The following is a 21,659-nucleotide window of genomic DNA, read 5'->3' on the forward strand; positions in this document are numbered from 1 at the left end:
ATTACACCTCCAAATCATATGGAATAACAGCAAACACATAATCACTAGCACTGGCTGTGTATACATTTACGGTCCCGTTTGGCAATATCTCTACGCTACACCCAGTCATAGCACTATTCCTAGCACCTACACTATAACCTTTAGAAGGAATATATCCACTAGGTAATGTAGCTATAGCTGTTTGTCCTGCGCTAAATTGCCCTGTGCTTGGTTTTGCATTTATTACTAACTTGCACTCATTAAGCCCGTTTTTAACTACATAAGACTCTAATGCACTAGTAGCATAATCTATAAACCCGGGATTATACGGTAATGGAATTTGTGTTTTAGTCAATAAATCATTGATTTGTTGAGTATTAGTTGCTATCTGTTTCTGTAAGCTTCCATCTAAATTTGCATCCTTCATGTCAACAATCTGTTTAGCAAGCGTTCCTGGTATAGTAGAATTTTTCTGCTTTGTAATCTCTAAATCATTATTTTTTACGCCTGTTTCAATTCTCTTAAAATCTTCCTTCGTAACATCATTACTTGTGTTGTCCCAATCTCTTTCTTGATATGCCATTGTTTTACCTCCTTAATCAATATTATCTGCCCAGACACTTCCATTTACGTTTAGATTACCTTCTACCACAATTGTCCCATCCTTAAATGTTAAGCTTGTCTTTGCATACTTGCCTATATATAAATCTGAATTTTTACTCGTAACTGTTGCACCTTCACCACTATTAAGCTCTAGCCTGTACTCGTTTGGATCATTTAAATCACGCCCCAAATACAATCTTCCTTCTAAACGCTTTATTAGGCTATATGTCCTTCTTACTGTTGTTTCTCCCTCGCCTTTAGCGTATGCATTAATATCCCCTTCGCGAGTAATTTCGACGTAATTTCCACCTTCTATATCGCCCGAAAAAATAGTAGACCCACGCATGGTAACACCATTAATCGTACCTCCTGTAATCGTACCAGATACAATGTTTACTGATGTGATATTGAGGCCAGCAAATGTTTCAGCAATAATTGTAGCTGCATTAATACCTCGTCCGTTTACAGCAGAAGTCCAATTCCACTCGCCATTGGGTAATTTACTGTCAGCAACTCTAATAGCTCCTCCCGTAATCTCAACCGCCTCTGTACTATCTTCTGGTGTAGTGCCATTTAGAAATGTAAGTATTCCATTTTTCTGAGTGATTGTTCCGCTCTCATTAGCAAAAGCATTCATGGTTAGATTAATTAGTCCTTCTAACATATCAGACCTTACTTTACCAGTGCTAGAAGTTATCTCTTTTATCATATCCCAGTACCTAGAATTTGCTTTTACATATTCCATAGTTGCATCAACTACAGTTTCAAAAGTAATCCCAGTAATAGTAGCATCACCTATAACATCAAATTGTAAGAAGGTAGCTTCACTATCAATACTTAATTCAAAACTAACTTCTCCATTGAATTGCACTGGCATAAAATAAGTTTTATAGTTGCTGTCACTTAAAGTTGCATAAATTCTAATAAAACTCTTCCCACTACCTATGTTGCTACAATTATAACTTAACTTGTATCTATCAGCCTTGTTTGTGCCATCAAGAGTGATGCCTTGGCTTACATTGCCACTCGCATTATCAATAAGCTTCATTGTCTTTAGCCACCCCCTTGAGCGTACATTTCAAACCACCATTAAACACAAGATTTTCCTCCAATATAAGCACGTCATAAACATCTATAGCTATAGTGTCTCCTACCTCGTATAAAGGGTTGCCAAACGTCTTAAGCGTGCAGTTAGGATGCTTATAAATCTCCGTGTCATAAACTGTTGCGCTTTGTATGTACATATTAGATACTTGCTTGATATTGCTATCTGTATCAGTATTTTTTAAAGTAGCTGTACTTATATCTAGTCCATACATCTCAGCTTCGATATTCTTTGCCAATACCCCGCTATTATTAACACTAAAACCAAAGCTATCACTTCCTATTGTGTAATCTGCAACATCTACCATATCGTCAAATATACATACTTGCGGAATCATTGTATTCCCAAAGTCAATAGTTCCTATATTGTAATTCACAACACTGCCCGGTATGGTAGCTGTTACTTTACCTAGAGATTTTTGTTCGCTACTTGATGGAAAGAATAAACTCACTTTTACATCATTATATTGATCACTAGAATCATCATCCAGTTCAAAGTTGATTAGCTCTGTACCAATATCTAAAGTATCTACCGGATTTGAAAATCCAAACTTTTTAACATGTACTTCAAAAGTATCTGAAGGAGTAATATATCCATCTGTAAGAGGTAAGCTAAATGTAGCTGGTAATTCAAAAGGCAACTTTAATTCATAAGTAGAATTAAACCCAAAATCAAAAACAGCTTGATTAGCTTCTGCCATTTCCTCAAATGTTTCAAGTAACTTAGAGCTTACTGGATAACCTAGTGTCAATCTAGGATTAACCACACTAGAATCAATCGTATAATTATAGCCTAGCTGATTAAATACAGTTTTCTCATATGTTAGCAGGTCAGTATTCTTCATCATTGGCAATGTGGCTATGCCTTCTATGTAACTTAAATAATCTAGTGCTTCTATACTTATAATTTTACTTATCTTGTTAATCTTAACCTGACTAATATAGAGTAGGGCTTTTTTACACATGCCATCTCCACATTTATAGTAAAGATTAATAGCCATTCCTTTAGTTAGATTAGTTGTGTATTCGTTGTACATAGCCTTTATATCTGCTACTTTTCTAACTACTCCACCTAATCCTTTTTCTACTTTTGCATTGTAAGTAAGGCTTTGTAGCTTATCTTTCTGCAAAAAAACATAGTTATCGCCGTTTTTATAAGCAATAACTACGTTTATATCTCTAGCTTGCTGTTTAATTGCTGTTGCAAAATCTCCTATGTATGGTAGCATCCAAAGTCCTCCTTACAATTCAATAAAATTCACCTTGAAATCTTTATATGTATTTTTACCATCTATAACGCGAAGTATAGGAATGCTCCTATCACCCTTATAAACCGATATAGTCTTATCATTTCCATCTTCAGGATCAGTAAATGTAATACTAAAAGTAATGGATTTAATGGCCTTTAATAGTTTGGTCATATCTTCCTGTGTAAGATAATTCCACGAACACTCTAGCTTGTACTTAGTAGCAACTAAGTCAATATGCATTGTACCTGTAGAATCACGCTCGGCTTCTGTAATGTCATACATCATTGGCACCATACCAGAAGGAGTGGGCATTTCCACTCCATTTACCTTAAGCATATATGCTCACTCCCTTCTAAATATCAATATTTAATCTTCTCATTTCTTTTATCACATAGGGAACAAATAATCTTGCGAATACTGTTCCATCTAGTTCCATATTTGCCTCTTGTCCTTGCCCTATACCTTGGTTGTTGTAATTCATTACAGTACTCATTGCATACATAACAGCATTTCCAAGGCTACTAGCAAGCTTATCTACAAAGCTAGTATTTTCTAGAGGAACAATCATCTCTTTGCCAGCTTCACCCGCAATATAATTACCCATGAATGTCGCACCATCTACAACCCCACCACGAGCAAGTTTAGGAATTGTTGGGATACTAAATCCAACACGTCCACCACCTAAAGCATCTGGCATATCAAAACCGATAGAATTAATCTTTCTGATAAGTCCATTGATGTGGTCGATTATTCCATTAACTGCATTTTTCACACCATTTTTTATACCATTAAATGCATCTATACCTTTTTGCTTAATATTATTCCAGGTATTGTTAAACTTTGTTTCTATAGGTGTCACGATTGTATTAGAAAACCATGTTACTGCGCTATTCCATGCATTTTTTACACCAGTCCATGCCTGAGTTGCCAAAGTACCAATGCTGTTTTTCCATTCTGTAAACTTGGTTTTAATAGGTTCAATAATTGTATTTGAAAACCAATTTACGGCTGATTGCCATGCCGAAACTACTGCGTTCCATGCTTCTGTTGCTAATGTTGAAATAGCAGTTCCCCATTCTGCAAATTTTGTTTTTATTGGTTCTATAATATTGGTGTTAAACCACTCACTAGCTGAAATCCATGCCTTACAAATATCATCCCAACATTTGCTTGCTGTTTTAGTCATGTTATTCCATAAATCAATAAAGAATTTACCTATAGGCTGTGTTACATTTTTATCAAACCATTCAGCTAATGGACTAAATAAATTGCATATTCCTTCTTTTGCGCCTTCCCATGAATTCATAAAGGCTTCTCCTAAGAATGTTATTATTCCACCTAAACCATCACAGATTAATGTCTCTATTGCATTACCTATTCCAGATACAACTTCTTTTATCCCTTCCCAAGCCTTATCCCAATCACCTGAGAATACTCCAGTTAAGAAATCTAATACTCCTCCTAGTATTTCAAAAAGAGCATTCAGCATGTCTGAAATATATATTATGGCCTTTTCTACAGCTAACCATATATTTTTAATTGCAGCTTGAATTAAAGGAGCCAATACATCTATGAGTTGTGAAATTATAGGTGCAAGTATGTTTTGCCATAAGGTTGATATCATTTCAAATGCCTTGCCTATTGTTTCATTCATCTGCTCTACCATAGGCCTAATATTATTTTCATAAAGTTCACTAAACCCATCAGCTATATCCATCAGGGTGGGTGCTATATATTCGTTGTACGCATCTAGCAATGCACCGAATACTTCTGATATACCATTTTTGAACCTTGTAAATGCTGGTTCTATATATGTATCATACATGGATATAAAATCTGTAAAAAAGTCTGTTACACCTTTGCTGAGAGTTCCAGTAATACTTTCTATTGGCTTAAGCGTATTTTCTAGTGCTAACTTGATTTTATCCTTATTTTCTTCTATCGGCTTGGTAATACACTTAAGAATATCACGACCTAGTTTAGATAAAATCTCTTCTACTCCAAGTGAAGCATTATAGAAAATACCTATTATATTAGCTGTAATCTGTTGGGCATCCTCATTCCCAAATACAGAAAATATATCCGCAAATGTTACAGCAAAGTCTCCTGCCAAGTTAGCAATCTCTGCTTTAGCATCCATGATTCCAACTAAACGATCTTTAATAAACTGTGAGTTTTGTTGCAAATACTTGTCAATTCCTCCTAGTAAGTTTTGTGCTACCGTCGTTCCTATACTAACAGCTGCACCAGTTACTTTGCCAAGATTTAAAGCAATTGATTCAGCTAGACCTTTAGCTGATTGTATCACTTCACTATCAGTAAAAATATCTTTTAGACTTGTCTTTATACCTTCAATAGAATTGTTAATATCATCAACTTGTGCCTGCCATCCATCACCTAGACCTATTTCAAAGCCTTGTTGGAACAATCCTTTAAGATATTCCATAGTTGATTTAATCTTATCCGCAAAGCTTTCTGCCGCTTGACTCATTACTGTAGATGTAGCAACTCCAGTATCACTTGTACCATTTCCACCACTACCAGAACCACTGTCACCACTTCCGCTATCCTTAGCCAGACTATTAATTTCATCAAACCCCATAATAGCATTTTTAGCAGCTTTCCCTGCCTTTTTAGCACTATCCCCTGCATCATCTGCAGCATCTGCCATATCACTATACCCATTAGCTGCATCATTTGCACCAGTGGCTACTTGTTGCACTTGTCCGGCTCCTGCATTAAAGTTAGTTCCAAATAAAGTGTTCATAAATGCTGCTATTCTATTTGTAACATTGGCAAGTGCTAACGCCATAGAATTTAGTACTGGAAGCACTACGCTTACAATAGGCATAAATGCATTGCCTAAATTAAGTCCTATATTCTTTAAGTTAGCTGTAAGCTTCATAAGTTGATAGTTGGTGTTCTGCTGTACACTTGCACCAAATTGATCATTAACCTGTTCTAAGATAGACATAACCCTTATTTGCTGTTGTTCTTGGAATGTGAGTTTATCCCATGTACGACCATTTGCAATTTCTTTGAATGCCTTAGAGGTTTTTAACATAGCTACTTGTGCATAAACACCTATATCCTCAATAGCTTCTGTATTACCAAGTATACCGCTTCGAATACGCTCACTTACATCTTTTACAGTCCTTCCAGTACTAGATGCAACGATTGTAGTAGCTTCCAGTAATTCAGTTGTATAGTTAGCCATTTTGGAGGTATCCTTTTCAAACCCTCTAACCAAATTACCGTAAATTCTAGCGTAGTTCATTGCATCAGCGCGAGCCATTCCAAACGTTAATGCATTCTTCTCAATCCAAGATTCTATAGCAGAAGCATTTTCTTTAAACATTCTATTAACTTGCTGTACACTGGCTTCATAATTACGAGATAAATCGAACATAGATTTAATAGCTTTACCAATACCTAATGCGAGCAAGGTTCTCTTTAAATTAGCAAACGTTCTTGCCATATTAGTACTCATTGTATTGGATTGTCTTTGTACACCTTGTAATTGCCTTGTTAACCCTTGCATCTGCTGTTCTAAGCCTCTTGTACGAGCAGTTACTATTACCTGTAACTCTTCTACTGTCATATGCTATCACCCCTTTCTATGTTGTTTTTTCCATGCCTCGTTATAAGCTAGTAAACGAGCCTTCATAATTTCTTCTTTGCTCTGCTGATGCACCTGCTTAGGTTTATCAAATAATCCATCAAACACTTCCCATATTTGTAATGGCTGCTTTGGTTTCTTACTAAATAGATTGTTTACTCCATTAATAACCAGCATTGCATTGTTATAACTACATAAAGCTTCAAATTGCATTTCTTGTTTTTGCTTCTCTGTATAAGCTTCGATTAAATCATTCGTCTCAGCAATCGTATAATCCCAGAACTCAAAAGGAGTTATTTCACATTTTATAGCTATTTTATAAAGTGCATCTATGTACTCCCCTAGTGTTTTATAAACTACTCTTTCACTAGAGTTAACTTCGGGTCCTGATCTTTATCCTCTTTAGGAAGTAAACCACTTACTTGGAATACATCCATAAGCATTGGAATAAAGTCTGCTAAGTCTTTACCTTCTTCGATAGCTTCATCCATAAGATCATAAACTTTTTGCATTGTATATCCATGTTCAAACTTCTGTAAGCTTGCATGTAATGTAGCAGAAATAAAATCAAAACTAGGCATCTGACCTCCTGCACATTTCATCAGTTCATTAACTGGATTGGTGCCCAACACCTTTTCTAAAGCAACTGTATTTTTAGTATCTAATCTAAGTTTTAATTCTTTTTCTCCAACATTAAATTTTGTATAATTCATTTCATTCATCCTTTCTAAATAGAAAAATAAGGCTAGGTATACCCCAGCCTTTTAATTATTCGCCAACACTTGCACTGCTTGGCACAATTTCAGATTGTAAGCTCATGTTAATGCTGTATGTAAGTGCTGTATTAACACCTCCACCAGCAAGCTTTAAATTTGGAATAGCTTCGAAACTCATAATAAGTCCATCACTAAACTCTACTTTCCAAAAATATTTTGTTTTTGAATCCAGCTTTTCATTAAGTTCTAAATAGTTTGCTTTAGAATAAAGGAAAACAAAAGATAAATCTCCCAAATCCTTTACTCCTGGAATACTTCTTTTTACTGTATCCTTTAAGGTTGTCACATCAATTTGTTCAGGGTCTCCACCCATTTCAGGAACTTCTTGAAGGTCTGGAATATCTGTAAAAGTCCCTGATTCTGCATCAGATACAGAAATCTTTGCTCCTACTGTACTTGTACCAGTACCTGCGCTTAAAGTTAAAGTTAATGCCATTTTCATCATCCTTTCTATTTTTCATAAATTCGATTTGTATTGTAATCATAAACCCCACTATATTTCATGGCTTTATGCCTTAACCCACTTGGATCATCCAAGTCTAAGCATTGTCCACGCTTAAATCCTAATGCTGATATTAATTCATCAACTTTACTAGCTATACTAGTTGTAGATTTATCTGAATAAATATCAATACTATAAGCTAAATTGGTACGTTTTTCTTTACCTTGATTGGCTTTAGTATTAACTACCTCTGCATAAAGAATAGAAGGTAGTTGCTTCATGGCTGTATTATAACTTGCTGTAACTGTTACACCCTCTATTGTTGCCAGTGCATCAGCTACTCTTTGCTTGCCTTCTGTGTACATTAGCTACCTCCTAATCTTCTAATTTCTTGGTTTAATTCTGCTACACAAAGCTCTTTAACTGTATCTTTATTTTGCATGAGCGAAGGATATAAATAAGGTTGTGCTGGCATACCTGCCCAATCTTCACGATATCCATCACCTATAGGTCCTTTAGGCGGAGAAGGAGATTGAGCGCCGCGCTGTCCTGTACCATACTCAACATAAGCAGCATACTCTTTGTTAGTACCACATGTGCCCTTTACACCATTTTCAGTTATTTGTGTTTCAATATGTATTGAACCTCTTAATTCGCCTGTAGGAGCAGGGCAAAGGTCCTTTGCATCTCCTTCTATAACACTCATGCTCTTGCCTATTCCTCGATACATGCAACCTTGAGCATTTCCACCAAGTTGATTGAGTTTACTGACAAGGCTATCTAAGCCTTTTATTTGAATACTCATTAGCTCACCACCTTAATATCAAAACGATAATGTCTATCCCATTTTTCGATAACTTGCACCTCATAGTACTTATTATCTACTAAGATAAACAACCCCTCTTCTATATAGGTATTAGGGAACATATAGACTGTCAAATACTTTGTAAGCTCTTTACCATACAATTGAGCTTTAAGTTGTCCACTACAAGGCTGAATATCTGCATTAATAGTTGCTATTTCCTCATAACCATCTAATATCTGGTTACGTTCATCATCTGGCTTGTATTTAGCTTTATTCAGCTTGTATGGTTTAAGATTTCTTAGACGCATAATTGCTCACCCTCAACCTTCTAAAGCCTACTAGGGCATCTTGGATATCCTTAGGGAAGCCATCAACCCACGATTGAGACTTTCCTCCTTGGCTATCACTACTCATTCCCTCGCTACCTTGCTTGTTGTATTGAATGATAGCTATTTTAATTTGCAATGGGTGCATAGCTGCTGTTAGCTCTTTTCTATTGGTAGAAGCAAGTATTTCCCCCTCTACATCTTCTAAAATAGCCTGTAGAAGTTCATCTTGTGCTGTGTCTGCAATTCCTAACCTAAGCTTTAATCTTTCAATCTGAGACATTTAAACCCCTCCAATCATAAAAGAGGGGCTATTCAGCACCCTCTTGCTTATCTTTCTTTGTTGATTTTTTCTTTTCAACTTCTACCCAGTCATCTGCTTTTAATTTTTCAATTAAAGCTTGTGACACAACAATGCGCTCGATATTGTCTTTTTTTAGAATCAAGAAATATCCCTCCTCTTATTTTGTATTTACCCAAAGGGTTTTCTTTTGCTGATCCTTAACCCATAAGTCATGGTATCTGCGATAGTCCATTGCCCAACCACTAAATTTTTGATTTACTGTTGGGTCAAAAATACGTAATGAGTCCTGTTTAGAAATAGCTAATGGTGTACTGGTTGCAGATATAATAAAGTTTACTTCTTTTGCAGTTGTAGCTTTTATATATCCACCTGCTTCTTGCCCTGTTGTTTCTCCATCATAAAGAGTGATTGCTGTATACATACGATTTTCTGGTGTTTGAAGTAATGGCACTCCATCAATGCTAGGGCATGTTGTATTAAACCCACCTACTGAAAATGTTTGTGAAGCTAATTTACCTGCCATATATAATTCAACTTCCATAAGTGCATCATATGTAATTTGGCATACGAGAGGTCCATTATACCCTTTCTGACGAATAGCTTTAATCCCTTCTTTAATCTTTTGGACAATGGTTGCTGCTGCAGGTGTATAACCATCAGCTCCCATACTTGCACTAGTTGCAATTGTAGCTAATTTTGATAAACGGTAAGCATCAATCTCTGGAATAACATTGGTTCTTTGAAATTCACCTAAAATAGATGATGCAGTAAGAACAAAGCCTGTTTCGTCTACGTCATTTGCGTCAATACCAAAAGCTCTACCACGATCTTGTGTCATTTCATAGGTTTTGTATGAGAGGTTTACTCCACCTTGAACAAAACCTTCATTATTGGCACGTTTATAGTCTGCTAGACCTTGGGTGCTTAATACTGGTATCTTTACCTCTTTACCACCATTGTATTTTACTTGCCCTGCATTAGCTTCCATCCATCCAGTACAAGACTCTTGGATTGCCATTTTGTCGAGTTCATTTTGAATAATTGTTGAATATTGGATTACATTTGCCATATTTTATACCTCTTTCTTAATTAAAGTTATATTTGTCCTCTTATCGCTTTAGCAATTTGTGCTGATAAAGCATCACTTCCTTGATCTCCTGCTTTAGGAGCACCTTTGCCTTTTAATTTTTCATTTACTGCTTTTTCTACTGCTGATTGAAAAGCTGTTTTAACTGCTTCAATAGATTTATTGCATGTATCTGCATCAGCATAATTGAGCACTTCTGCAAGTTCTAAAGGTAGCCCTTCGCTTGCCAATGTCTCTTTAGCTGTTGCTTTAAGCTCTCTAGTATTCAAGTCTGCTAGTCGCTTGTTAAAATCTGCTTCTTGTTTTTCCTTTTCATATTGAGCCTTTTGGTCAGCGTTCATCTTTGCAAGTTTTTCCGCTTCTGTCTTTGCATCCTCAATAGCCTTTTGTTGCTCCGTCTGCCATTTACTCTTAGCAGTTTCAAGAGCCTTTGCTACACGCTTATCAAATTCACTTTGGTTAGCCTTATCCTTTAGTAAATCATCAAAGCTCGGTGTTTGTTCTCCACCCTCTCCACCTTCCAAACCTGTGCCTGGTTCTCCTGTTCCTGGGTCAGTACCAATTGAACCTGTTCCTTCTCCACCTTCAGCAAAAAACTGAATGTCAAATGGAATTCTTAAGTTTAATTTATCTGCTACTTTGATAGCTTTTGTAGTTGCACTTTCTATAATCATATTTATCTCCTTTTCGCCCATATCGTTCTATGCCCGATATGTTCAGTTTTATTTGGGTAGTTTCTTGACTTGCCTAGGTCAAGTGGCTTAATCTACTATTTCCCAATTCTCAGCAAATAGCTCAATCATTGTTTCTTTCCATGGAACACGTCCAAATCTACTTTCTACATAAAGATAAGGAGCTGTCATTTTACTATGTTCATCCGGGAACTGTGCCCTAATCACAACATCAGATGCCCATTGTGGCAGTCTCATACCCATACCTCTTTTTACTAACTTAAGCGCATCACCAAACGACATATGCGCCTTACCTCCTAATACCGGAGTATTTTCTTCATTGGCAATCACCCAATCATCACTTGCAATATTCTCAAAGGTATAACTAGGCCTTTCTGTTTCCCTAATATCCATTACTTGCCCATTTTTACAGTGCATCATAATTGTGTCATTTTCCCATGCCCAATAACCTCCCCATGATGGTAATTTAACTTTGTTGCCTTTCTTCATTTCTTGAAACGCTTCTCTAAAATTCATCTCTTATTCTCCTATCTAAGCTACATATTTTTTCTTCCATTCTGGATAACTCATATTGTCTACTAAGTAAGTCCTTCCTGTCTCTGGATCACGAGCCCTACGTTTAGCACGATTAAGTATCTCATCATTGATGTAACTTCTAATTGTTGACCTACAAAACGGATGTAAAGGTGGGCAGTTATCTCCAGGTACTTGCTCACTTATCAGATATATCTTCCTGTCATGCTCTTGGCATACTTTTGAAGTCCTCATATCTAAGGTTGCTACAAACACATACTTTTCAATTCCAACTTCTTTATACCCTTCAAGTGCTGCTTGGTTATTAAAGAAAGTAGTTTCAGTCCTCACGAGCCTCTCAGCTGCAAACTTACCATACTGTGTTTGTTCTTCTAGCTCCTTAGCAATAGTGTTTAATGCCTTTCCACTTAAGAACCCTCTAGTAATAATGCTGTCTAAATTACTAGCTAAGGCTTGTGTGTTCCCCCATACTCTTGATGAATAATTGCTACCTAACCACTCAGTATTTAGTATCATGTTGACAGCTCTAGTATTTATATTAGCTACATCAAATGCTAAATTAGTACCTTTTTGGAATTCATATATGTTTCTGTAATAGCTGCTCTTAATGGTATTTACGTAGGCTTGCTTTGATAGCTTTAGTTCCTTATCTGCTAGTAGCCTGTAATTTACATTAAGTGATTGTTTTAAGGTTTCCAATCTAGTAATTCGTGCCCTGTAAGCATTCTTATTTAACTCTGCTAATATTGACTTCTTAAGCTCTTCATTGCTTGTCTGTGCCAATCTCAGCCTCAATTCATCAACATTATTAGGTATCTTTCCATTAAGAAACTGTTTAGCTTGTGCAAGTGTTAAATTATGTCCCTTTGCATACTTAATAAATATCTTATCAATATCCTGCTGAACATCTTTTACTGCCTTATCATAAGCTTGATTAATTCGTAGAAGCTGCTGAGTATTTGATTGATGGTTATCCGCAAGAATCTGATTAACCCTATCATCCCAATAAGCATTACTCTTCATCTACCTCACCACACTTTTGACTTACTTTTAAATCCACCTTTCCCATCATCAACAAACTCATCATCTTTTTCACCAGTTTCATCTACTTGCTTAAACTCATATGAACCAAAGGTCTCTTGCTGTAACTTAACCTTTTCTTTAAGGTCCTCTTTAAGCTTTTTGATTTCTTCCTTAGTATCATCTATAAAGTCAAGTAAGCTTAATCGTGTTTCATCACTTACCACTCCATCTAAAGCAACAACCATATTAACAAGCTCCTGCCTATTGATTGGAAGGCTTCTACTCATTTCAATGTCGATACATCCTGGATCTAAATTAAACCCTTTAATGTTGTAGTAGTTACACATAAGCTTAAGCCTCTGCTTTAATCCTTGCCTAAAGAAGTTCTCTTTCTGTTTAATAAGCATTTCAAAAGCTAATAACTTATAAGCTAAAGCTACTCCTGAGTCAGTACTTGCGAAGTTTGCATCAGATAAGCATGGCACCTTACTAAACTCATGAATATCATCTTTAATAGCTTTCTTTAAGACCTCTACCTCTGTCTCATTCAAAGCTTTTTGTAACCAATCTGCCTCGGCTCCTTGTGGCAATTCTAATATACCTAGTTCTCTAAGCTGTTTTACTGTTTCAGTCACTTCATCTTTGTCATCACCGAAACTTGCCCCAACTACTTTAAGCATTGCATCCACAAATTGTTGTTTATCATTTACGCGGTCACTTTGTAAAAGGTTATATGCATCAATGAGACTTATTACCTGTTCAAAGTCTCCTTGACAGCTCTTTTTATTCTTATACTCAATAAATGGAACCATACCGAAGAAATGATCGTCTTCATTTACCAAATTATATGTGCTAGGCTCTTCAAGAGTTTTGCTTGTATAGTGATAAGTCTTATCTTTTGTATAAACGAATATTGCATATTGCTTAAGCACACCATTTACATCATTTTGAGGGTAGTAGTTTACTCCAAATAGTGGCTTATGCTTAACCGTATCATCTACAACTAAGAAACCATGCTCTGGTGATATCTCTGCAAAGTCTATAATTGGAGCATCATCATCTGTAGCGAATGGCAATTCTAAAGCTATACCGTAAATGCTACGGTCACGATCTAATTCAACATCATGTGAATGGATATCCACATCTTTGAAGTTGTCTGTAATCGGTGTAATATCTAGTTCACCTTTACCTTCTTCCACACTTTCACTTTTATACTTAACTGGATTTCCTAAGAAGTAACCTGTTGACATGTCTACTATGTACTCAGCATGATTACACACAAGTCTATTGTTTGGTGCTTTGGGATTATCTCTTTGTCGCTTCTTTATAGCGTGTTCCCCATAGTAATAATCATGCAAAGTTTTAAATCGTTCTTTTTGCTTCCTATGTTCTTCTATACAGTTCCTCAAAAGTGCTGGTCCAGGTGAGCCATCTTCTAATAAATCTGCATCTCTAATTAAACTCATGCTATCCCTCCTACAATCCTAATTTCTTCTTGCTGCCTACTTTAACCTTAGTAATTAACATATCTGCTTCTAATGCATACCTTGTTGAGTCTATACTGTGATTGTTTTTATCAGGATAGCTGCCTTTAGGGTTGCCTTGACTATCCACTTCTAATTCATATCCTAAAAACTCTCTAGCATGATTAGGAGCTCTTTCTTTGTCAATTATTATTTCTTCTAGTTCTTCACTTAGAAACTTAATGCCATGATCTACTGAGTCAGGGCCCTTTTTAGCACCAACTATCCTAATCAAGCCTAAATTTTTAAACTCATTAATTGTCCTAGGCTCTGCTGAATCAGCTGTGATTGTTTTGTCTTTATGTCCGACTTTACTAATTTCTTCTACAGCCTTACTGTTTCCTAACTTGCACTTATACACCTCTCCAAAAATAAATAATCGCTTACGCTTTTTGTCATAATGACATAACGTAAACGATAGAGGGTCAGCTCCATAACCAAAGTCAAGCCCTTGCCTAATACGGTCAAATATCTTAATTTCATCATCTGCAATCTTGCGGATAGTAACATTAATGAATACTTCTAGTCCTGTTCCTGTTACTGCTCCTAAATAATCATGCTCATACTTTGTAGGCTTAGTTGCTTTAAGGTGCTCAGCTTCAATTATGAATTGTTCACCTAACCAATCCCTTGGTACTGTCAGATAAGTACTATGATGTACAATCTTATCTGGTCTTTCATCTAGTACCTCCATATTGGTCCAGTTTCTTTGACTTTCAGGAGGGTTAAAGCTGTAGAATACTAAAAAGTTAGGACCGCCACGCATTAAAGATTGATTAATGTTCCTAATCTTATCGTAGTTTTCAAACTCATCTACTTCTTCATACCAAATGTACTTTATCCAGCCTTTTGATACCTTAGTTGACTTTAGCTTTTTAGGTTTGTCTGCCCCTTTGAATAATACCTGCTGGCCTGTAGGTATATAAATTAGTCTTAATGGAGATAGCTTTACCTTCCATTCGTTGCTTACACCTAGCTTATCTATTGCCCATACCATCTGTTCAAACACTGAGCCTTCCAGCGTATCTTTTACACGTCTTATAATAAGAGCATTGCTCATAATGCCATTTTTAGCATCTCTCATCATACCAAGTATGATTTCAATACTGATAAAAGATGATTTGGTAGAGCCACGCCCACCTTTTAACCAATAGTGTGTTTTCAACTCTTGCTTAATCTCTTTATGTATCTCGTAAAAGCTAGGAGCTATTATATCTTTAAGCCTAATTTGAGTTACGTATTCATTCATAACACCACCTCTAAAAGTTTAGTATTACTGTCTATTTCAGTTCTAAAACATAAAAACAAGACTTAGCACACTACTAAGCCTTGATTCATCGTTATCTACTCCCACAAATAATAAAATGTTATCTGTGGCATATTGCTATATGTCATCTATAATTTGAACACCTACTGCACCCTCTAATTCTAACTTATCTTTGAACATACCAAGATGCTTACCAATAAGCTCTAATGACTTAGTTTTATCATAAAGCTTTATTTCACGTTCAACCATATCACCAGTGTCAGTACTCATCGTCTTAACTTTTACAGACTGAATTGCAGCTGTATCATCCCTACTTGCATTGGCTAGTACTTTTGCTTTATCCATATTAATAACGTCTGATGCATTTACAAAACCCAGCTTAGCCAACTCAATAAGCACTCTATCTTGATTAATACCTGTACGTTTTGAGCGTTCAGCCATTGCTTTGTCTACATACGCGCGAATATTAACATTCGTTAACAGCCTACTCCCTTGCTCTGTTGCTGTATTGGGCGAATAACCTGCTCTAATAGCTGCTTGAGTAGCATTTAGATCAATAAGGTACTCATCACAAAACATTTGTTGCTTAGCTGTAAGTTTGGACATAAACGCCACTCCCCTTTCTGTGAAATAAAAAAGAGATACCCAATATGAGTATCCCTCTTGTTTAGTTAGATATTTATTAAATAGATCTTCACTAGCTCTTGCTAGATTCTTTATAATATAATACTAGCATATATGCATAGGACATGCTAGGACATCTTTTCTAGCTTTTCATAGATTCTCTTGTATATCCTAGATGTATGCCTGTATGTATATCCTAATATGCAGGATATCTCTTCTAACGGCTTACAATCAATGTAATGCAATCTTATTAGCTTCTGTTCTTGATAGTCTAGCTTGCTAATCATGTCTATTACTTCTAACTCCTCCTCGGCTACTTTCCCCCATAATTCAATATACTTATCTCTTAGGTCTTTTAACTTACATAATGCTTCTGTAAGCTTATCATTATTCCCATGGCATATAGGCATGTTATCAAAGTTAGTACTGCTTACGCTAGTCATGCGCTCTTTTATTTCTGCTATTCTATATTCTAATTCTCTTGCTTGGTCTAGTAAGTTTGCATATCTTTGCAATTTTTGTTTAATAGTCAAATATAAGTCACCTCACAATTTTTATAAAAAGCGTGCATGAAATGCACATATTATTTTATTATTTATTCTTTACATTCTTGTTTGTGTCAACTTTCTGTTCAACTTGATGCAGTTTTGCTGTTACTTTTGCTGTTATAACTTCTGTTACTTTGCTGTCATTCTGCTGTTATGTAGTAGCTTAAAACTATTTGATAGTCATAGTGTAAAGGCTGTTACTTTTCGTACAGTTTTGCTGTTACTTTTGCTGTTACAAAATTAACACTTTTGCTGTTAAAAAACCTGTTCTATTTTTGAGCCATTTTTACAGCATTTTAGGTGTTATCTTAATGAATAATTATGAGTAAATATAAATAAATACTCTACGCAATTTTGATTCCAAACAGTCCGAAAATCAGCTCATTGTCACGAGGTTTTAAGTAGCTCTTGGTCATGTCGATGCTTTTATGATGAGCTAACATCTGTGCCTCTTCCATGGTAAATGGGCGCCCTATTTCTTTACATAGATAGTGTGTTCCGTCTGTAGTGTTTTGTAAAAAGGTATGCCTAAAGCTATGCGGTGTAAAGTATGGTGTGCTAGAATCTAGTTTCTTAAGTATCTTGTACATATCATTTACCCATCCCCTCAAGGTACTGGTGGTTTTTGCAGGACCATACTTACTTTGCCAAAATGCTTCATCTGGCTTTTTAACGCTAAGGTGTAGTTTTAAACTCTCTTTTGCATGTTGATGTAATAGTATGTATTCACTTTTTCCGCCTTTACATACAACCTTTAAAAATCCTTGATGTGCTGTTTCTGTATCTTTAACCTGCAAGACTTCATTGACACGAGCTCCGGTGTCGTATAGAATATCTAACAGGCATAGATGCTGGTACATCTTATGCTCAATTAAATAGGCTCTTAGTAAGTCTATTTGGTGCTGGCTTAGAAAAGCATTCTCCTTGATAGGTTTCTTTTCTAAGCCTTTTATACGTGCTGCTGGATTTCTAAAGTACTCTTCATAATCGTCATCATCATCCTCAGCGTAGCTCATCATGGTCCTTATTGCTGATAGTAGACGATTGATTCTAGCATTACTTGCGTTACGTTCTTCCACCATGAAAAATTTGAATTCATTAAAGTGCTTTTTCTTAAAATCTAAAACACTCATGTTATCGTTAGATAGCAGGTTCCAGCAAAAGAAGAACCGTAGATCATATCCATATTCCCTTATCGTTCTCTCTCCCTTTTTGTCTGCCTTACAATTTCTTAAATACTGCTGCATTAAACGTTTGTTAATATCTAGTACGTTTTCCCACCGCTCTTTGGTGTATAATACTCTGCTCATTTTATTGCTCCTAACTAGTTATAGTTAACGTCCCCAAGATGTTTACCACTAGTCTAAAAGTCGGTTTTCTATTCAAAGTACGCTATATCCCATAATGTCCAAATCAGTTTTCGCGTAATTACCATTTTTACCTTTGAGCCTATTTTAAATTCTCCAGAGTCAAATTCTCTAAAGATTTTATATATTACTCCACATTTACTAACCGTCACTATTTGACTATCAACCTTAACCACCTCAAAAACTCCACAAGCATTCACGTCTGTTATATCTGGCTTGAAGTTCCTTTTTCTCCTTGCATTGTCTAAACTTATAACCATTCAAATCACTTCCAAAGTCGAATTTGTTTCACGCATAACCATCCATAGTGCCTACTTGATGCCACGTTGTGTCATCGTAATTTCCGAATCTATAAATTTTGCCACTTAATGGTCTTTCTACTATTACCATTAAACCGTTATATGGGAACTGCTTCTTAATGGCATCCAATGTAATTGTTTCATCATATCCAAGTTCTGGTATTAATTCTGTTAGCCACTTAGGTTTAAGGACTTCACCATGTAACAGAACAATCACATTATCCATTCCCATTTTAGAAAAACTAATTTCACTAGGGTTTTCTATCTTCCTCATCTTTACCTCCTATGTAGAAGGTGCCAACCTAAGTCAGCACCCTATGTATTTATTGTTTCATTTCTGGTCTGTACAAGCTATTAGCAATGGCTCCATCAATATATTTGAACTCTCTTCCGCAACTAGGGCATCTCTTTAAGATTTTTAAGTTGATCTCATCACTGTCTTTTGATACTCCATTCTGTATTACCGCATTACAATTTCCACACATCATAGATACTGCTGTCATATCTCCTCTATCGTCTCCAAAATCTACACCTATAATAGCTGTATCATGCTTGTATGGTATTCTTATATCTGGCCTCACATTAATACCTCCTTAAAAATCAGATTTTATTTGATTAACTGTGGTATTCCTCTTTTACCCCACCATTTTTCAAGTTCTTGTTTTCTTGCTATGAATCTACTATTTGAATTTTCTTTAATAAATCCAGCTTGCATTTTTAATGTTCTTTTTTCATCAATAACTGCATCTACTAACTCTCTCAATTCTTCCTCTGCAAAGAAAAGCATATCTCTACAAAACAGTAATGCCACACGTAATTCCTCTTTATCTACATCTTTACCATCCTGAACGTCAATAATTACATCTAAGTAACTTCTCATTTCTTCACCTCTTCCAAACTTATTTTTTAATTACTCTCCTGTAGCTTGATACCAAGTATTACGTATCCATCTTTACAATACTCTTTGCTATCTAATACATATGTAACTTTTGCTTCTAAGAACCTACCAGTATATCCATGTTTAGCATTGTTTGCATTCTCAGGTTCATATTCTAATAATAAAAGTACATCACCTTTTTTGAAGTTTCTATCATTTTTTCTTACTTCAAAATTCTTTCCATTCATCCAAATATCATCAAAATAAGGTTGTACTGTTTTAAGTTGATGAACTTCTAATGTTCTTGGTAAACTTATCATCTTAGCTCCTCTCAAACTTATATTTTATTTACACCGGATTATTACATCTTCACAGATAGCTTCTTTGTATCTGCAATAGTTATAATCTTCATCCTCTTCTGGATCATCTTCGTGTGTTGCTGTACTACTTTCTGCAAGGTGTATATAATGTTCTACTTTAACATCTTGCAGTCTTGCATCTGTACATAAGCACAGATCGTCGAATGAATCGCCGCACCATTCTATGAGGGGGCAATCTCCACACGCTTGTTTTGGGATTTCACCTATCTTCATCCTTATTCCTCCAAACTCTGATTTGTTTTTATCCATTCACTCTTTTACAGTTTGGCTCTAATCCACCACCCAATTTTTCTTTACCACATTTGATGCATTTATTCATTCTCCTATGACCATTACAACGATTAATCATATCACCATGTATATTGTACAAAGTTTTAAATTCATGTTTGCAAAATAGTCTTTTTAGAAATTTCTTCATTAACTCGAACCCTTTCAATTTTGGATTTGTTTAACCTTAATCCACTTTTAAAGATTTTCTAGTGAATCCTTTTTCTTCTGCAAATTCTTTAATTGCTTCCTCTTCCTCTTCTGTTCTTCTCGTATGCTCTACTCCATATCCTCTTGTCATTCCACAACTAAATGCCCAAAGCATAAGCCATTCAAATTCTGCTTTATTTTTTGGCATCTTCATCTTCTTTCCCCCTAACAAATTCTTATTTTCTCAAACAAAAAGCCACCAACCGTTATTGGTTAGTGGCAATACTTTTTAGAACTTCTTTTTCATTTTCAGCAACAACCGTAACAACAAGATTGGTTGACATTTGAAGTATTTCAGCAATTCTATTTTTGCATCTTTGAATAGCAGCATCATTAAATATCTGTAACTTGATTTTTTCTACTTCTTCTTGGCTAGAAAACTTATTAAGGACACTCATATAATTCTTTTCTTGAACTGCAATAAGTTCTTGTAAATGGTTAATTTCAGCCTTTTCACTAACAGATAAATTGTACTCTATTTTCACTATATCATCCCCTTTTATGAGATTATACCACTAACCAATATTCGATTGTCAATGTACTAAAAATTCATTTTGTTTTTGTTAAAGCTTCATCTGTTGAAATTTACTATCTTCTGTTACTAGCATTTCCTCTTTAGCTCTTCTGTAAAAGTCCTTTGATATTTCAAATCCATAACTACTTCTGCCAAGTTCCATACATGCCCTTAATGTTGATGCGCTTCCACAACATGGGTCAATTACAACGTCTCCTGGATCTGTAAATGTCTCAATCAGTTTCTTTAGTACGTTTACCGGCTTCTGTGCTGGATGAATTTTAGGTATATCCTTACCATCTTTACCCCACTCAAACCAATTAAATACCATGTGCCCTGTTCCTCTGATGTTCTTTCCGTTTTCGTCTACTTGTAGTCCGTTTCTAAACTTAGGCAACCTATCTCTATAAAATAGCAATGCATATTCTGTTGCACCTACAACCCTCATATTTGCTTTTAATACTTGAGGACTATAATTCTTAATGAATACTAGCGGTATGTAATGCTTAAATCCATGCTTATCTGCTGCAAGTATTAATGTGTTAAGTTGTTCGAATGAACAAAATACGATCATGCAAGGTGAATCACTGCTTCTTCCTCTGTTCCCTGGCTTATCATCTTCTTTCTTTAGAAGCTTTGAACAGAAGTGAAAGTACTCATATAAGTTAAAGTTGAAATCACTATTGAATGCTGCCTTCTTTGCAAGTTTACTTTCACCATTTTTATTATCTCCACCTACATACCACATTGGGTTTGAACCATAAAAATTAGTTCCTATGTTGTACGGAACGTCTGCTATTACCAACTGCGCTTTAGGTATCCCATATCTTTTATAGTTTTGAAAGTTATCATTAAATAATTCTGTTTTCATTTTTATTTAGGAGGTTCCTTAAGGATTTATGTGGCCACGACCTCTTTTCCTCCTATTCTTTTTATCTAAACAAAAGTCAATTTGTCCTTACTCAGAATAAGTAAAACCTGTATTCCTTGACCAAAAACCTGCTTTAAGCTTATTAAAGCCAAACTCTGTTATGTCTAGCAAATCATCAACTTCTAACCCTGCAAGCATAACTTCAAAATCATAATCTGTTGCCCCTAGCTCTTCTAATACTTCTCTGTTACTGGCTGTGTCCTCTACATGTATGTAAATCATTGTTCTATCTGAATCAACATCATAATCAACTACTTTTAATTGATTTAGCTTTTCTAAGTTATCCATGTTTAACATCCTCCTAAAAG

Annotated in this window: 33 protein-coding genes; all 33 read right to left on the bottom strand. The window is 35.6% G+C overall.

Annotated features, from left to right (window positions below; genetic code table 11):
* Position 1 precedes the first annotated feature (1 nt).
* The 33 genes from QTL86_RS12770 to QTL86_RS12930 all read right to left on the bottom strand — a co-directional run bounded on the left by QTL86_RS12770 (position 2) and on the right by QTL86_RS12930 (position 21,639).
* Positions 2-562, bottom strand: coding sequence for a hypothetical protein (locus QTL86_RS12770; protein ID WP_410495008.1), 561 nt, complete (start codon positions 560-562; stop codon positions 2-4).
* Between the two features lie 12 nt (positions 563-574).
* Positions 575-1,630 carry a hypothetical protein gene (locus tag QTL86_RS12775; protein WP_410495009.1) on the bottom strand — a complete coding sequence of 352 codons (1,056 nt, stop codon included), beginning with the start codon at positions 1,628-1,630 and terminating at the stop codon, positions 575-577.
* On the bottom strand, positions 1,617-2,915 hold the full coding sequence (locus tag QTL86_RS12780) for a hypothetical protein (RefSeq protein ID WP_410495010.1): 1,299 nt from the start codon (positions 2,913-2,915) through the stop codon (positions 1,617-1,619). Before QTL86_RS12780 ends, QTL86_RS12775 begins: the two co-directional genes overlap by 14 nt.
* A gap of 12 nt (positions 2,916-2,927) precedes the next feature.
* Positions 2,928-3,272, bottom strand: a complete 345-nt coding sequence (locus QTL86_RS12785) for a DUF6711 family protein (RefSeq protein ID WP_410495011.1) — start codon at positions 3,270-3,272, stop codon at positions 2,928-2,930.
* 16 nt (positions 3,273-3,288) lie between these two features.
* Positions 3,289-6,537 carry a hypothetical protein gene (locus tag QTL86_RS12790; protein ID WP_410495012.1) on the bottom strand — a complete coding sequence of 1,083 codons (3,249 nt, stop codon included), beginning with the start codon at positions 6,535-6,537 and terminating at the stop codon, positions 3,289-3,291.
* Positions 6,538-6,543: 6 nt separating this feature from the next.
* The gene (locus QTL86_RS12795) at positions 6,544-6,768 is read right to left on the bottom strand and encodes a hypothetical protein (RefSeq protein ID WP_410495013.1); all 225 of its coding nucleotides are present in this window, start codon (positions 6,766-6,768) and stop codon (positions 6,544-6,546) included.
* A gap of 143 nt (positions 6,769-6,911) precedes the next feature.
* On the bottom strand, positions 6,912-7,268 hold the full coding sequence (locus tag QTL86_RS12800) for a DUF6096 family protein (protein ID WP_410495014.1): 357 nt from the start codon (positions 7,266-7,268) through the stop codon (positions 6,912-6,914).
* Positions 7,269-7,323: 55 nt separating this feature from the next.
* Positions 7,324-7,767 (bottom strand): phage tail tube protein, encoded by a 444-nt coding sequence (locus QTL86_RS12805; RefSeq protein WP_410495015.1) that lies wholly within the window; start codon positions 7,765-7,767, stop codon positions 7,324-7,326.
* A 14-nt stretch (positions 7,768-7,781) separates the two neighbouring features.
* On the bottom strand, positions 7,782-8,138 hold the full coding sequence (locus QTL86_RS12810) for a hypothetical protein (protein ID WP_410495016.1): 357 nt from the start codon (positions 8,136-8,138) through the stop codon (positions 7,782-7,784).
* Positions 8,138-8,578 (bottom strand): HK97-gp10 family putative phage morphogenesis protein, encoded by a 441-nt coding sequence (locus QTL86_RS12815; protein WP_410495017.1) that lies wholly within the window; start codon positions 8,576-8,578, stop codon positions 8,138-8,140. Before QTL86_RS12815 ends, QTL86_RS12810 begins: the two co-directional genes overlap by 1 nt.
* On the bottom strand, positions 8,578-8,886 hold the full coding sequence (locus tag QTL86_RS12820; protein WP_410495018.1) for a hypothetical protein: 309 nt from the start codon (positions 8,884-8,886) through the stop codon (positions 8,578-8,580). Before QTL86_RS12820 ends, QTL86_RS12815 begins: the two co-directional genes overlap by 1 nt.
* Positions 8,867-9,187, bottom strand: coding sequence for a phage head-tail connector protein (locus QTL86_RS12825; protein WP_410495019.1), 321 nt, complete (start codon positions 9,185-9,187; stop codon positions 8,867-8,869). Before QTL86_RS12825 ends, QTL86_RS12820 begins: the two co-directional genes overlap by 20 nt.
* Positions 9,188-9,215: 28 nt before the next feature.
* Positions 9,216-9,350 carry a hypothetical protein gene (locus QTL86_RS12830; RefSeq protein WP_410495020.1) on the bottom strand — a complete coding sequence of 45 codons (135 nt, stop codon included), beginning with the start codon at positions 9,348-9,350 and terminating at the stop codon, positions 9,216-9,218.
* A 15-nt stretch (positions 9,351-9,365) separates the two neighbouring features.
* The gene (locus QTL86_RS12835) at positions 9,366-10,277 is read right to left on the bottom strand and encodes a hypothetical protein (RefSeq protein ID WP_410495022.1); all 912 of its coding nucleotides are present in this window, start codon (positions 10,275-10,277) and stop codon (positions 9,366-9,368) included.
* Between the two features lie 26 nt (positions 10,278-10,303).
* Complete coding sequence (locus tag QTL86_RS12840; protein ID WP_410495023.1) at positions 10,304-10,969, bottom strand: DUF4355 domain-containing protein; 666 nt, start codon at positions 10,967-10,969, stop codon at positions 10,304-10,306.
* Positions 10,970-11,056: 87 nt separating this feature from the next.
* The gene (locus tag QTL86_RS12845) at positions 11,057-11,503 is read right to left on the bottom strand and encodes a DUF2829 domain-containing protein (protein WP_410495024.1); all 447 of its coding nucleotides are present in this window, start codon (positions 11,501-11,503) and stop codon (positions 11,057-11,059) included.
* Between the two features lie 15 nt (positions 11,504-11,518).
* Entirely contained in the window at positions 11,519-12,544 is a 1,026-nt protein-coding gene (locus QTL86_RS12850) for a minor capsid protein (RefSeq protein WP_410495025.1), read from the bottom strand.
* 5 nt (positions 12,545-12,549) lie between these two features.
* Positions 12,550-14,010 (bottom strand): phage portal protein, encoded by a 1,461-nt coding sequence (locus QTL86_RS12855; RefSeq protein WP_410495027.1) that lies wholly within the window; start codon positions 14,008-14,010, stop codon positions 12,550-12,552.
* A 10-nt stretch (positions 14,011-14,020) separates the two neighbouring features.
* Entirely contained in the window at positions 14,021-15,316 is a 1,296-nt protein-coding gene (locus QTL86_RS12860; RefSeq protein WP_410495029.1) for a PBSX family phage terminase large subunit, read from the bottom strand.
* A 135-nt stretch (positions 15,317-15,451) separates the two neighbouring features.
* Positions 15,452-15,940: a terminase small subunit gene (locus QTL86_RS12865; protein WP_410495030.1), complete on the bottom strand. Its 489-nt coding sequence runs from the start codon at positions 15,938-15,940 to the stop codon at positions 15,452-15,454.
* 146 nt (positions 15,941-16,086) lie between these two features.
* Entirely contained in the window at positions 16,087-16,491 is a 405-nt protein-coding gene (locus tag QTL86_RS12870; RefSeq protein ID WP_410495031.1) for a hypothetical protein, read from the bottom strand.
* Between the two features lie 359 nt (positions 16,492-16,850).
* Positions 16,851-17,816 (bottom strand): tyrosine-type recombinase/integrase, encoded by a 966-nt coding sequence (locus QTL86_RS12875; RefSeq protein ID WP_410495032.1) that lies wholly within the window; start codon positions 17,814-17,816, stop codon positions 16,851-16,853.
* A gap of 68 nt (positions 17,817-17,884) precedes the next feature.
* Positions 17,885-18,133: a hypothetical protein gene (locus QTL86_RS12880; protein ID WP_410495033.1), complete on the bottom strand. Its 249-nt coding sequence runs from the start codon at positions 18,131-18,133 to the stop codon at positions 17,885-17,887.
* Positions 18,134-18,161: 28 nt separating this feature from the next.
* Positions 18,162-18,446 (bottom strand): hypothetical protein, encoded by a 285-nt coding sequence (locus QTL86_RS12885; RefSeq protein ID WP_410495034.1) that lies wholly within the window; start codon positions 18,444-18,446, stop codon positions 18,162-18,164.
* Between the two features lie 49 nt (positions 18,447-18,495).
* A complete protein-coding gene (locus tag QTL86_RS12890; RefSeq protein WP_410495035.1) occupies positions 18,496-18,753 on the bottom strand; it encodes a hypothetical protein in 258 nt (85 codons plus the stop codon).
* 26 nt (positions 18,754-18,779) lie between these two features.
* Positions 18,780-19,052 carry a hypothetical protein gene (locus tag QTL86_RS12895; RefSeq protein WP_410495036.1) on the bottom strand — a complete coding sequence of 91 codons (273 nt, stop codon included), beginning with the start codon at positions 19,050-19,052 and terminating at the stop codon, positions 18,780-18,782.
* Positions 19,053-19,078: 26 nt separating this feature from the next.
* Positions 19,079-19,369: a DUF3850 domain-containing protein gene (locus tag QTL86_RS12900; protein ID WP_410495037.1), complete on the bottom strand. Its 291-nt coding sequence runs from the start codon at positions 19,367-19,369 to the stop codon at positions 19,079-19,081.
* Positions 19,370-19,393: 24 nt separating this feature from the next.
* The gene (locus tag QTL86_RS12905; RefSeq protein WP_410495038.1) at positions 19,394-19,678 is read right to left on the bottom strand and encodes a hypothetical protein; all 285 of its coding nucleotides are present in this window, start codon (positions 19,676-19,678) and stop codon (positions 19,394-19,396) included.
* The gene (locus QTL86_RS12910; protein WP_410495039.1) at positions 19,671-19,847 is read right to left on the bottom strand and encodes a hypothetical protein; all 177 of its coding nucleotides are present in this window, start codon (positions 19,845-19,847) and stop codon (positions 19,671-19,673) included. Before QTL86_RS12910 ends, QTL86_RS12905 begins: the two co-directional genes overlap by 8 nt.
* A 36-nt stretch (positions 19,848-19,883) precedes the next feature.
* Positions 19,884-20,060, bottom strand: a complete 177-nt coding sequence (locus QTL86_RS12915; protein WP_410495040.1) for a hypothetical protein — start codon at positions 20,058-20,060, stop codon at positions 19,884-19,886.
* A gap of 52 nt (positions 20,061-20,112) precedes the next feature.
* Positions 20,113-20,391, bottom strand: a complete 279-nt coding sequence (locus QTL86_RS12920; RefSeq protein ID WP_410495041.1) for a hypothetical protein — start codon at positions 20,389-20,391, stop codon at positions 20,113-20,115.
* Between the two features lie 78 nt (positions 20,392-20,469).
* Positions 20,470-21,291: a DNA-methyltransferase gene (locus tag QTL86_RS12925; RefSeq protein WP_410495042.1), complete on the bottom strand. Its 822-nt coding sequence runs from the start codon at positions 21,289-21,291 to the stop codon at positions 20,470-20,472.
* An 87-nt stretch (positions 21,292-21,378) separates the two neighbouring features.
* Positions 21,379-21,639 (bottom strand): hypothetical protein, encoded by a 261-nt coding sequence (locus QTL86_RS12930; protein WP_410495043.1) that lies wholly within the window; start codon positions 21,637-21,639, stop codon positions 21,379-21,381.
* Positions 21,640-21,659 lie beyond the last annotated feature (20 nt).

Origin of the sequence: Cellulosilyticum sp. ST5 (assembly GCF_046529625.1) — a bacterium.
GTDB lineage: Bacteria > Bacillota > Clostridia > Lachnospirales > Cellulosilyticaceae > Cellulosilyticum > Cellulosilyticum lentocellum.